Annotated in this window: 12 protein-coding genes and 1 pseudogene; 1 reads left to right on the forward strand and 12 read right to left on the reverse strand. The window is 68.7% G+C overall.

Translation table 11 applies throughout. The features are described 5' to 3' along the window. Nucleotide 1 precedes the first annotated feature (1 nt). The 6 genes from AB0I34_RS42150 to AB0I34_RS42175 all read right to left on the reverse strand — a co-directional run bounded on the left by AB0I34_RS42150 (nt 2) and on the right by AB0I34_RS42175 (nt 5,143). Nucleotides 2-1,234: a HAMP domain-containing sensor histidine kinase gene (locus tag AB0I34_RS42150; protein ID WP_360457649.1), complete on the reverse strand. Its 1,233-nt coding sequence runs from the start codon at nt 1,232-1,234 to the stop codon at nt 2-4. Continuing rightward, a complete protein-coding gene (locus AB0I34_RS42155) occupies nt 1,231-1,887 on the reverse strand; it encodes a response regulator transcription factor (protein WP_360457652.1) in 657 nt (218 codons plus the stop codon). The genes AB0I34_RS42150 and AB0I34_RS42155 overlap by 4 nt, the downstream gene beginning before the upstream one ends. Nucleotides 1,888-1,892: 5 nt before the next feature. Next, entirely contained in the window at nt 1,893-2,663 is a 771-nt protein-coding gene (locus tag AB0I34_RS42160) for an FAD:protein FMN transferase (protein WP_360457655.1), read from the reverse strand. Nucleotides 2,664-2,717: 54 nt separating this feature from the next. Beyond that, on the reverse strand, nt 2,718-3,389 hold the full coding sequence (locus tag AB0I34_RS42165) for a CBS domain-containing protein (RefSeq protein ID WP_360457658.1): 672 nt from the start codon (nt 3,387-3,389) through the stop codon (nt 2,718-2,720). Continuing rightward, nucleotides 3,389-4,237 carry a universal stress protein gene (locus AB0I34_RS42170; RefSeq protein WP_360457661.1) on the reverse strand — a complete coding sequence of 283 codons (849 nt, stop codon included), beginning with the start codon at nt 4,235-4,237 and terminating at the stop codon, nt 3,389-3,391. Before AB0I34_RS42170 ends, AB0I34_RS42165 begins: the two co-directional genes overlap by 1 nt. Nucleotides 4,238-4,345: 108 nt before the next feature. Beyond that, on the reverse strand, nt 4,346-5,143 hold the full coding sequence (locus tag AB0I34_RS42175) for a fructose-bisphosphate aldolase (RefSeq protein ID WP_360457664.1): 798 nt from the start codon (nt 5,141-5,143) through the stop codon (nt 4,346-4,348). Nucleotides 5,144-5,512: 369 nt separating this feature from the next. On the opposite strand from AB0I34_RS42175, the gene AB0I34_RS42180 reads away from it, so the two are divergent. Continuing rightward, nucleotides 5,513-6,238 carry a sigma 54 modulation/S30EA ribosomal C-terminal domain-containing protein gene (locus AB0I34_RS42180; protein ID WP_360457667.1) on the forward strand — a complete coding sequence of 242 codons (726 nt, stop codon included), beginning with the start codon at nt 5,513-5,515 and terminating at the stop codon, nt 6,236-6,238. An 8-nt stretch (nt 6,239-6,246) separates the two neighbouring features. Here AB0I34_RS42180 and AB0I34_RS42185 read toward each other — a convergent pair whose 3' ends face one another. The 6 genes and pseudogenes from AB0I34_RS42185 to AB0I34_RS42210 all read right to left on the reverse strand — a co-directional run. Then, on the reverse strand, nt 6,247-7,887 hold the full coding sequence (locus AB0I34_RS42185) for an NAD(P)-binding protein (RefSeq protein ID WP_360457670.1): 1,641 nt from the start codon (nt 7,885-7,887) through the stop codon (nt 6,247-6,249). Continuing rightward, a complete protein-coding gene (locus AB0I34_RS42190) occupies nt 7,888-8,877 on the reverse strand; it encodes a thiamine pyrophosphate-dependent enzyme (protein WP_360457673.1) in 990 nt (329 codons plus the stop codon). Between the two features lie 11 nt (nt 8,878-8,888). Next, nucleotides 8,889-10,070 (reverse strand): transketolase C-terminal domain-containing protein, encoded by a 1,182-nt coding sequence (locus tag AB0I34_RS42195; RefSeq protein ID WP_360457676.1) that lies wholly within the window; start codon nt 10,068-10,070, stop codon nt 8,889-8,891. After that, nucleotides 10,054-10,644, reverse strand: coding sequence for a 2-oxoacid:acceptor oxidoreductase family protein (locus AB0I34_RS42200; RefSeq protein WP_360457679.1), 591 nt, complete (start codon nt 10,642-10,644; stop codon nt 10,054-10,056). The genes AB0I34_RS42195 and AB0I34_RS42200 overlap by 17 nt, the downstream gene beginning before the upstream one ends. After that, complete coding sequence (locus tag AB0I34_RS42205; protein ID WP_360457682.1) at nt 10,644-11,609, reverse strand: PEP/pyruvate-binding domain-containing protein; 966 nt, start codon at nt 11,607-11,609, stop codon at nt 10,644-10,646. The genes AB0I34_RS42200 and AB0I34_RS42205 overlap by 1 nt, the downstream gene beginning before the upstream one ends. Nucleotides 11,610-11,620: 11 nt before the next feature. Beyond that, a pseudogene (locus AB0I34_RS42210) lies at nt 11,621-12,187 on the reverse strand (type I glyceraldehyde-3-phosphate dehydrogenase); the annotation flags it as partial.

The raw sequence follows: 12,187 nt of genomic DNA on the forward strand, positions 1-12,187 counted from the left end.
CTTAGCTCTTCCTTGGAGCGGGCTCCTGAATCGCCGGCAGGACCAGCTCGAACGTCGCGCCAACCTCACTCGGAACCAGTCGGAGCTGACCGCCATGCCGGTTCGCGACATCGTGGGTGAGCGCGAGACCCAGGCCATAGTGCGCCCGGCCCGCGCGATGACCGCCCGTGTCGAAGCGGCGCAGAACCCGCTGTGCCTCCTCCGGCCCGATCCCCGGACCGGTATCGCTGACTGCCAGGATCACCTCCCGCCGATGCCGCCGTACGACGATCCGAACCTCACCGTCGTCCGGTGTGTGGTCGATGGCGTTGTCGACCAGCGCTATCGTCGCCCGCCGGATCGCGCTCGCCGATCCCAGCACCAGCAAGCCGCCGCCGTCCGCATGCCACCGAAGTCGCACGCCGGTCTGCTCGGCATGGGCTTTCGCGCTGTCCACAACGGCCTCGGCGACCCGAGCAAGATCGACTGATTCGTGGCCCTCGGCTCCGCGCGGATCGGCGGCGGCGAGCAGGTCGTCGACGACCGCTCCGAGCCGCTTCGTGTCCTGCACGACACCCTCGGCGTCGCGCAGGATCTCCTCGCTCGAGCCGCTGCGGCGCAAGGCGCGGTCGAGCACCTGGGCCCGCGTGCTCAGCAAGGTCAACGGAGTGCGCAGTTCATGGCCCGCATCGGCCACGAACGTCCGCTGCAGCGTCAGCCCCTGGGCCAACGGCCGGACCGCGCGACGGCCGATCAGGACGCCCAGCAGCCCAGCGAACACCAGGCCGAGGGCCGACGCGAACCCCATTGCCTCAAGCAACCGGGCGCGCTCCTGATGCGCCATCGCAAGGTTGAGCACAACTTGCACGGGCCTGCCCTTGGTGATCCCGGTGGCGATGCGGTACTCACCGCCGTCGTTCTCCACCGTGGTGAGCTGGACCTGTCCGGCGGAACCGGTGCGCAGCGAGGCAAGCTCGGGGAGGAGTTCGTCCGGCAGCCCCGCTGTGACCGTTGTACCGGACGGACCGGTCATGGCCAGCCAGGTGCCGGCCGGAGGATCTCCGACGTCATCGGCGGTCGCGATCGCCGAGCGGAGCAGATCGTCGGCAGCACCCGCTTGTCCGCGGACCACGACGAGCGTGACCAGCACGATCAGCAGCAGCATCGCCACCGCGACCAGGCCCGCGACCTGGACGGCAACGCCACGAGCGGCTCTGCGGACGAGGACCTCGTCACCGATCGGGCGGCCGCTCATGTGCTGCCCAACCGGTATCCGAGGCCGCGCACGGTGCTGATCGCTCCGCGCCCCAGCTTACGCCGGCAGTAGTGCACATACGTGTCCACCACGGTCTCCGACTCCGCGTCGTCGAAGACCCGGTCCAGGAGCTCGCCGCGACTGAAGACAACACCAGGCCGCGCCGCGAGCAGCGCCAGCAGCGCCGCCTCGCGCTCGGACAACTCGACCGTGCCGCCCGTCGCCTGCCGGACGGTGCGGGTGGCGATATCCAGGGAGCCGCCCGGAACCGCCAACTGACCGGCGTGGTCGAGGTGTCGGCGCAGCAGGGCCCTCAGCCGCGCCAGCAACTCCGTGAGCTCGAACGGCTTCGCCAGATAATCCTCGGCGCCGGAGTCCAGGCCCTCGACCCGGTCCTCGGTGCTGCTCCGCGCCGACAGCACCAGGATCGGCGTGACGACGCCACGGCTGCGCAGCCTGGCGATCAGGTCCAGGCCTTCGACGGCGGGCAGGCCGCGGTCTACGATCATTGCCTCGAACGACCGCGTCAACGCCAGGTGCAGTCCGGTCTGACCGTCGCCGGCCAGAGTCACGGCGTACCCCTCGTCGGCGAGCACGCGGTCGAGCAACCCAGCCAGGTCGGCGTCGTCCTCGATCAGCAGGATCCGTTTCATCGCCGTCATCCTGCCGCCGATCCGGCCGCGGGCCATCCGGGAGTCGCGAGCAGGTTGCCGTTAGCAAGGATTCCGAGGCCTTCGTAGCCGGGCAGCGCATCGAGCACCGCCGGCCACTCCTCGCCCGCCACGAACGCCGCGGTCGCGAGCACGTCGGCGTACTCCAGCGACGGACCGCTGACGGACACCGACAGCCATCGGGACAGCACCGGTTCGCCGGTCCGTGGATCGTACAGGTGGGCGCCCCTGGCCGCCGTACCGCTCGTTGCCACCGCTCCATCGGCGCGGGCCACGGTGGCCACCACACGCCCAGGATCGCCAGGGTCCTGGATCCCGATGGTGAACGGACGCTTGCTCGGGCACAGGACCAATACGTCACCCCCGGCATTCAGGCACCAGTCCAACTCGGAGACCTCCCGCAGTCGCTTGCCGGCGCGCTCGACCGCCCAGCCTTTCACCAGCCCCGACGGATCCCATCCGCCACCGGGCACCTCCGGATCGAACCGCCCGCAGGTCAGGTCGCGGGCGCGGTCGCACCGCTCAGCCACCGCACGCACTACCGGGTCCACGTCGTCCCAGCCCACCTCCCCGCGCGCCAGCAGACTGACCGCACTGCCGGGCTTGAATGGCGAGAACAACCGATCGGCCTCGACCAGTTCCGCGAAGACCGCCCGCACCGCCGCGTCCGCCTGCGCGGAGTCCGCGAGCTCTCCGCGGGCCAGCACACTGACCGGCAGCCCCATGATCTGCTCGACCCAGCTCCGCCTCGACACCATGCGGCAACGGTACGACGCCCCACCTCAACGAGCCCGACGACGGCGCCCGGGCTCCTAGTAGAACGGGCCGGCAGTGCCGGCGGCAGGTGCCGTGTCGTCGAACGCCCAGCTCAGCTCGTTCCGCACTCCGACGACACCGTCGACGCCGGCGATGAGCTGCTCGGCGAACGCGACCGTGCTGCGTTTCGCGACCTGACCGGCAACTGTGACCACGCCCTCACGGACACTCACCTCGACGGCGAACGGGTCGTCCGACAAATTGCGGTCGACGACGTCACGCCGTACTCGGGCAAGGATCTCCTGGTCCGGGGCAAGGAACGCGCTGAGCAGATCCGATCGCGTCACGATGCCGGTGAGCTCGTCCCCGTCCGTCACGACTAGGCGGGTGATCCCACGGTCCGCCATCAACCGGGCCGCCTCGTCCAGGGTGCATCCGCCCTGCACGGTGACAGCGGGGCGCGTCATCAGTGCCCCGGCCGTCAAGGCGCCGGCCTTGGTCCGGGCCTTCCGGTGGAACCAATGCCTGCCGGACCGCTGGTACTCCTCCTTGCGCAGCAGGTCCGTCTCGGAGACGACACCGGCCACGCCGCCGTACGCGCTGCGCACCGGGACCGCGCTGATGTGGTGCTCCGCCAAGATGGCGGCGACTGCCTTGAACGGCGTGTCCTCGGCGACGGTGACCACGTCGGCGGTCATCACGTCGGCAACTGTCAACAAGTGGCGCATCATGACTCCTCAAGCCTGCGGATGATCGCGACGGGCGAGTCCGCGTGGTGCAGAAGGCTCTGGCTCACGGATCCCAGCAGCAGACCGGCGACACCGCCGCGGCCCCGGGACCCGACCACCACCAGAGACGCGGTCGCCGACAAGTCCACAAGGTGGGCACTCGCCCGGCCCTCGACCACCGAGGCCTGTGCCCGCACCGTCGGGTACTTGTCCAGGTACGGTGCGAGGCTCTCGGCCAGCCAGTTCTTCAGCAGTCCCCGGGTGCTCTCCATCGACTCGGCGTGCTGCTCCTGCGGGTGCCAGCAGTAGACGACCTTCAGTGGCTGCCCAGTCCGGGCGGCCTCCTCGAAGCCGAAGGCCACGGCCTGCTCCGACTCCGCCGAACCATCGGTGCCCACGACCACCGGTCCAGTACGGCGCTCACCGCGCACCACGACCACGGGACACGGCGCCTTCGCCGCGACCGACGTTGCCACAGAACCGAGCACGGCGGCCGACATCTTGTTGCGCGACCTGGTCCCGACCACCACCATGTCTGCCTCCCCGGCCTCGGTGAGGATCGCGTGCGCGGGAGCGTCGTTCGCGAGCCATCCGGATCCACCCTGGTATCCGAGCCTGTCCCGCGCGTACTGCACGGCGGCTTCGACCTCGTGCTCGTATTTGTCCATCGGCATCGGCGGCGGAACGTAGCCTTCGACACCGACTGCCGGCCACCGGCTGAGTTCGTTCAGGTACGCCCGGACGACCCGCACCGCAGCCCCGCGCCCCTCGGCCGCCTCGACGGCCCAGCGCAACGCGAGCTGGCTCTCAGGCCCGTCATCGACACCCACGAGGATGTACTTGCTCATCGATCTGTTCCCCTCATTGACTCGGGTGCTGGGCGAGAATCTCCTTGAGGGCATCGACGAAACCCAGCGACTCGTCGTAGCCGCGCTGCCACACGTTCCGGCCGAAGATCAGCCCCACGCCACCGGCGTCCATCGCCTGCTCGGTTTGCGGTACATCGCCTCGTCGCCGGCCTTCGATCCGCCGGACACGAGCACCAGCGTGCGGTTCGCGGACCGCACCACGCCGTCGATCGCCTGCTGTGGGGTGAAGATCTCCTCGTAGGGCGGTTTCACGCTGTCGCGCTTCTCCGGATGCGGGAAGTTCACTTTCACCACATCGGCGCCGAGCTCACTCGCGACCCGGGCTGCGTAGTCGACCGCGTAGAACGAGTCCTTGCCGCCCTTCGCCTCGATCGCCGCACCGCGCGGGTACGCCCACACAATCAAGGGCATCCCAAACCGCTCGGCGTCCGCGCGGACCTGTCGGTACTGCGCGAAATCCGCCTCCTGTGCAGGAGATCCGACGTACAGGGTGTAGCCGACCGCGTCGGCACCGAGCCGTACGGCCTCCTCGACACTCGCGTGCACCGGGGACAGCGCGGCCGCGTCCGACGGGATGTCGGTCTTGCCGTTCAGCTTGAGGATCAGCGGGATCTCACCGGCGTAGTCCCAGAAGAACTTCTCCGCCAGCCCGATCTGTATCGCGATCCCGTTGAACTCTCCGGCGATCGCCAGCTTGATGATGTACGCCGGATCCGATGCCTGCGGATTCGCGAAAAAGTCTCGCGGCCCGTGCTCGAGCCCCTGGTCGTACGGCAGGAACAACGCCGTCCCGTTCCGCAACCCGTGATCGAACAGGATCCGCCGCAACCGCGTCTTCTTCCCGCAGTTCAGTCCGAGCTCGCCCAACGCCGGCCGGGTCTGCATGGTGGTCACTCCTCCGCTCGTGCCATCCCCGGGACCCGTGGTCCCGAGGCCCACTTCCAATCTCGTCCTGCACGCACTGGCGAGGCAGAGGCTACGGTCCCGGTTCCGCCGGGACTTTCTGACCGGGACGCTGTCCCGGTTCGGCGTCGGCCAGGATTCTGTTCCTCAATCAAGTCGCCGACGGGCTCGGAGGTGGCCACGATCACGTAGCCTGACCGTTCACCAGCCTCGGTCGATGCGTGGTAGGGGACAAACGTCCCGACTTAGGAGTCCAACGGACCTGCAACAATCCTCGCGCGCCGTGCCAGTCTGCAGATGTGGCCCGCCCGGAGGCGCGCTCCGTCGCGGCAGCACACAGCCGGGGGGATCATGCTCGTCGCAGCTCGGAACGCGCTGCCGGCCAGATCGGCCGCGCTGCTTCAGGTCACTACGAAGGGCATCCTGCCGACCGACGCCGCCGCGGTGGTGAACGAGCATCTTGTGCCGATCCTCGGCTCGTCGGCCGCGCACAGCAGGGTACGCCTCACCCGACTGAGCGAGCCGGGTCTGGCCCGGCCGGTCGTCGCGCAGCTCGACGTACAGCTTTCGCGGCACCGGGTCCGGGCTCAGGTGGCTGCCGCCACGACCGCCGAGGTCGTCAGCATGCTCGCGGCGCACACCATCGAACAGCTGCATCGTTTCCCCGGAGCGCTCGCCGAATGCCTACGGGATCGCACCACCACCTCGCTACCGCCGTCGCCGCCAGAGCTCGTACCGCCTTCCGCGCGCCGGCTGGTGCGGCGAAAGATCGCCCGGCCGACCGCGATGACCGTTGCCGAAGCCATCGCGGCACTCGAAGCGATGGACTACCGGTTCCACCTGTTCCGGGACAAGTACAGCCGTCAGGACAGCGTCGTGAGCCTTACCGGGTCCGGCTATCAGGTCGTTCAGCGCACCCACCGGCTGACCGTCTCGAATGCAAGAGCGCGGCTCGATCTGACCGGATCCCCGTTCGAGATCTTCACGGACGAGACCACCGGGAGCACCTGCGCGCTCTACACGAGGTACGACGGTCACTACGGGATCCTCACCACCGGTCTGAAGCCGTCGGCCTGACCTGTTCGTCAGAAGCGATCGCGGACCATCGTGATGGCTCCACTCGGGCATTCGGCGGCGCACAAGCCGCAGCCCTTGCAGAAGTCCAGGTCGATCTCGTACCCCAGGCCAGGGCCGAGCTTGATGATCGCGTTGTCCGGGCAGACGCCAAAGCAGTTGTCGCACTCGAGACAGTTGCCGCAGGACATGCAGCGCCGCGCCTCGAAGAGCGCCGTCTCCGCGGTCAGACCGCCTGTCACCTCGTCGAAGGTCGTGATCCGCCGGGCGATGTCCAGCTGGGGCCGGAGCGTCGCCGACGCGTCCGCGTAATACCAGGTGTTCAGCCGGTCGTAGGTAGCGAGTTCGGGCCGGTCCGGATGGTCGTACGCCGTACCGCGCAGCCAGGCATCGATGTTCCGGGCAGCGTTCTTTCCGTGGCCGACGGCAACCGTGACGGTCCGCTCCCCCGGCACCATGTCGCCACCGGCGAACAGCCCGGGGTGGCCGGTCATCATCTGGGCGTCGACGTCGACCACACCATCGGTGACCCGGACGCCGGGCAGATGCTGGACCAGCGCCAGATCGGCCTGCTGGCCGAGGGCCAGCACCACCGAGTCCACGCCGAGTTCTTCGAATTCGCCTGTCGGCTGCGGGAAGCCGGTCTCGTCGAGCCGCATCTTTTCGATCTGCACCCGGTCGCCGTCGGCGTACACGATGGTCGACAGCCAGCGCAGCCGGACACCTTCCTCGAGTGCCTCGCGGACCTCGATGTCATGAGCCGGCATCCGCTCCCGGGTCCGGCGGTAGATCACCACTGCGTCGGTCGCCCCGAGCCGCCGCGCGGTGCGGGCTACGTCCATCGCGGTGTTGCCACCGCCGTACACCGCGACCCGGCGGCCTAGCAGCGGCTCCTCTCCGTTCTCCAGGCCGGCCAGCAACGACACGGCGTCGACGATGCGAGCCGAGTCGCCGGCCGGGATGTCGGCACGACGTCCGACATGCGCCCCGACGGCCAGAAAGATGGCGTCGAACTCGGTGAGCGCCCCAGTGAGTTCGGTGACCGGGGTGCCGAGCTCGAGCCGCACGCCCAGGTCGACGATGCGCTGGATCTCGGCGTCCACCACGTCCCGCGGCAGCCGGTACGACGGAATGCCGTACCGCATCATGCCCCCGGCTTCCGGCGAATCGTCCCGGACCGTGACGTCATGGCCCAGCATTGCCAGGTGGTACGCCGCCGACAGCCCGGACGGACCGGCACCGACGACCAGCACCCGCTTGCCGCTGGCCTGTGCCTCGACCGCGATGGGCCACCCTTGCTTGATCGCCTCGTCGCCGAGGAACCGCTCGACGGAGTTGATGCCGACCGGCTGGTCCAGCGTGGCCCGGTTGCACGCGGTCTCGCACGGCCGGTAGCAGACCCGGCCCATCACGGCGGGGAACGGATTGTCGACCATGATCTGCCGCCAAGCAGCTTCGTAGTCACCTTCCTCGGCGTGGGACAGCCACTCCTGGACGTTCTCCCCGGCCGGGCACGCGTCGTTGCACGGTGGCATCCGATCGAGGTACACCGGACGTTCCGTCCGCCAGGAGCCGGTCTTGTTCGCCAGGCTCGACCCTACGTCCAGCGTGATCGCGAACGGCAACGGACCGTGCTTGTTTGCCTCGGGCATCTAACTCACCTCGTCGGGTTCGGTCAGGCCGAAGATCCGGATGTTGCGGTCGGCCTCGGCCTGGATCTTGTTGACCACGTCTTCGCGCGGACTGTCGCCGAACAGGTGCGCGAAACGTCCCTGCGGCCGGAGGTAGTCGGTGACCGGAAGGAGCCGCCGGATCTTCGTCACGTCGGTCACCTCGCCGTCGATCGCCTCGAAGACCGGGAAGACGCCGGTCTCCGTGGCCAGTCGGGCGGTCCTGATCGTCTCCCCGGATCCGGTCCGCCAGCCCAGCGGGCACGGCACCAGCACGTGCAGGTAGCGCGCGCCGTGGAACTCCATCGCCCGCTTGGCCTTGTACTCGAGGTCGCGCAGATCCGCGACGGTCGCCGTGGCGACGTACGGGATCCGGTGCGCCATCGCGATGGCCGGAAGACTCTTGCCCTGACTGAACGAGTTGCCGGCCGGCGTGGTGGTGGTCGTCGCACCGTGCGGAGTCGCACCGGACCGCTGGACGCCGGTGTTCATGTAGCCACCGTTGTCGTAGCAGATGAACAGGACGTCGTCGTTGCGCTCGAACATCCCGGACAAGCAGGCCAGCCCGATGTCGACGGTGCCGCCGTCGCCACCTTGCCCGACAACGCGTACGTCGGTGCGGCCCTTCGCCTTGAGGGCCGCCGCGACACCGGTCGCGACCGCCGGCGCGTTGCCGAACAGCGAGTGCAGCCAGGGAATCTGCCATGACGACTCCGGGAAGGGCGTCGAGAAGACCTCCAGGCACCCGGTCGAGTTCACCGCGACCATTTGGTTGCCGGTGGCACGCATCACCGCATCGAGCACGTAGCGGGCGCCCAACGCTTCACCGCAGCCCTGGCAGGCGCGGTGTCCCGAGTTCAGCGAGTTCGTCCGGTGGGTATCGGCCTGCACCGAACGCTGCTCCGGATCCAGCAGGCGGTTGCCCACCGCGAAGCTGCCGGTCTGGTAGAACTTGATCCGCTGCACTGGCATGGTCGGTCCTCTCAGCCTGTCCGCCGCAATTCGCGTTCGACCAGATCGCGCTTCAGATCCAGGAACGTCAGGGGCTCCAGCCGGTCTGCCGCCGCGTCGGCGAACAACCCACGCAACGACTTCTTCGTGACCGGCCGGCCGCCCAGGCCGGCGATCACCGTGTACGCCGGAGCAGCGAGACCGGCCTTCGCGGTTCGCACGTCGGCCGAGACGATGCCGCCGATCCCGACCGCGAGTGCCCGCTCCAGCACGACCACCCGTCGCGCCCCCTGGAGCGCCGTTCGCACCGCGTCGTACGGGAACGGACGGAACGAGGTCACCCCCAGCACGCCGATGCTCATACCTTCGTCGCGCAGTTCGTCGACGGTGTCCTTGATCGTGCCGAGCACCGAACCAAGGGCGACCACGATTGTCTCGGCGTCCTCGCATCGATACGGCCGGACCAGACCACCGGAGTCCCGCCCGAAGGCCGCGGCGAACTCGGCCGCTACCCGCGGAATCACCTCGAGCGCCCGCAAGTGCCCGGCATGCGCGAGATAGCGCACCTCGGTGAAGGCGTCCGGCCCGACCATCGCACCGATCGACACCGGCTCGGCGGGATCCAGAAGCTGGCGCGGTTCGTACGGCGGCAGAATCACATCCACCTCGGCCTGGTTCGGCAGGTCGATGCGTTCGACCGCGTGGGTCAGGACGAACCCGTCCATGCAGACCATCACCGGCAGCGACAGCTCCTCGGCGATCCGGAAGGCCTGCAAATGCAGGTCGACGGCTTCCTGGTTGCTTTCGGCGTACAACTGGATCCAGCCGGAGTCGCGCTGCGACATCGCATCGCTGTGGTCGTTCCAGATGTTGATCGGGGCTCCGATCGCGCGGTTGGCCACCGTCATGACGATCGGCAGGCCGAGGCCGGAGGCGTTGTAGAGAGCCTCCGCCATGTACAGCAGGCCCTGGCTCGCGGTCGCGGTGTAGGCGCGGGCACCGGTCGCGGACGCGCCGATGGCGACGGACATCGCGGCGAACTCGGACTCCACGTTGACGAACTCGCACGGCGTCAGCGCACCGGAGGCGACCAGCACACTGAGGGCCTCGACGATGTGTGTCTGCGGGGAGATCGGATACGCGCAGATCACCTCCGGCCGGCAGCGCGCGACGGCCTCGGCCACACCACGCGAACCCTCAATCTGTGTGAACACGAGAAGCCTCCTCGAGCTGCCGGCGAGCCAGGTCGTATGCGTCGTGGACCGCCGCGACGTTGCCGATGGCAATCGCTCCGGCGAACCGGTCCTCGACCGCCGACATCACCGATTCGAGCCGGACCTGACCGGTCAGCGCGGCGAAGGCTCCCAGCAGCGCGGCACCCGGCAGCGGACGGCCGAGGTGGGTCAGCGCCTGCTCGGTCGCGGGCACGGTCAGCACCCGGTCAGGCCGGAACCGCCGTACGTAGGTCTCCAGCCCGAGCTCGGCCAGCGACTGTGAGGTATTGACGAGCAGATACCCGTCGGTGCCCAGGCCGTCGAAGACATCCACCTGATGCAGCAAGGTGGCGTCCTGAATGACCACCGCATCCGGTGCGGCGATCGGCTCGTGCGTCCGGATCGGCCGATCGGCGATCCGGCAGAAGCCGACCACCGGCGCGCCGGTCCGCTCCGACCCGAAGGTCGGGAACGCCTGGGCCTGCCGGCCATCCGTGAATGCCGCGACCGACAGCAGCTCGGCTGTGGTCACTACGCCTTGGCCGCCCCGGCCGTGGATTCGGACCTCGAACATCACGTCACCTGAGCCGACGCGCCGGCACGGACCGGACCATGGATGGTCACCGCAGGCAGCGTCCGGCGACGGACCTCGACAGCGAACAGCTCGCCGGAGCAGCCGTCCTTGGCCCACTCAAGTTCCATTGGACGCTTGAAATGCCTGTCCGCGATGACCGACCAGCGGGCCAGCTCCTGGAGCTCGTCGTCGGTCAACACCAGGCCGGCCTGCTCCGCCGGGTTGGTCGGAACTGTCCGGGTTCCGCGCGGATCGGCGTACACGGTCTTGGTTCGCTTGGCGCCGCGGTGCTTCACGATCATCGGGCGCGCGCCCGGACGCACCGAGTACTGGTCGGCGTCGCCGGCCGGTGGATCGCCCAGACCCCAGCCGGCCCGGATCCGTACGAACGTGCTCTCAGCCTGCGCGGTCCCCGAGGCGCCGAGGTCCGACCGCACCATCCGCTGCACGGTCACCGGCATCACCGCGGCCAGATGGTCAGGACCGGTGAGCTCACGGTTGCCGACGGCAACAGCGCTGAACAGCGATGCGAAGCAGCGCCGGCACGCGGCGAGCACGTCGTCACCGGTGTTCAGATGCAGGAACAGCTCGTCCTGTTCCTCGTCCTGCGGTGCGACCGGGCTGCAGCGTACGGCGACCTCCGTCCCATTGCCGCCCAGTTCGTCATAGGCCCGGAGAATCTCACGGGACACCACTCGGGGCAGGGACGCCGCCAGGAAGGCTGTCCGGATCGCCGCGGCGACCACGACCAGATCCCGGCCGGCGCGGAACCGGCGGATCTCTCGCGCGATCACCGGACCGAGCCGATCTGCCTCGATGAAGGCCTGGTACGCCGAAGCAGTCACCGCGAAGCCCTCCGGCACGCGGACTCCCTCGTTCGCCAGTTCGGCCACCCGAGCGTTCTTGACGCCGACCTGCTCGGGATCCACATCGCCCTGAAGTCGGACGACCGTCTTGCTGTTCATGACCTGTCCTGTCACAGCGAACGGGCGACAAGCTCGGTCAGGTCGACCAGGCGGCTGGTGTAGCCCCACTCGTTGTCGTACCAGCCGAAGACCTTGACCAGGTGGTCCTGGACTTGCGTGAGCGGGGCGTCGAAGATGCATGACGCCGGGTCGCCGATGATGTCGTGGGACACGATCGGATCAGTGGTGTAGCGCAAGATCCCCTTGAGAGGTCCGGCCGCGGCATCGGCGAAGGCCTGGTTGACCTGCTCGACCGTGGCGACGTCGGACAGCTGCACCGTCAGGTCGGTCAGGGAGCCGTCCTCGACCGGGACCCGCACCGCGACGCCGTCGATCTTCCCCGCGAGCTCAGGGATCACCAATCCGACCGCGCGGGCGGCACCCGTGCTCGTCGGGATCAGGTTCACGGCGCCAGAACGACCGCGACGCAGATCCTTGTGCGGCGAGTCCAGCAGCACCTGATCGTTGGTGTAGCTGTGGATTGTGGTCATCAGCCCACGCTCGATCCCGAACGCCCGGTGCAACACCGACACCATCGGCGCCACGCAGTTCGTCGTACACGAGGCGTTCGAGATCAC

Origin of the sequence: Kribbella sp. NPDC050281, from assembly GCF_040655855.1 — a bacterium.
In the GTDB taxonomy this organism is placed as follows: domain Bacteria; phylum Actinomycetota; class Actinomycetes; order Propionibacteriales; family Kribbellaceae; genus Kribbella.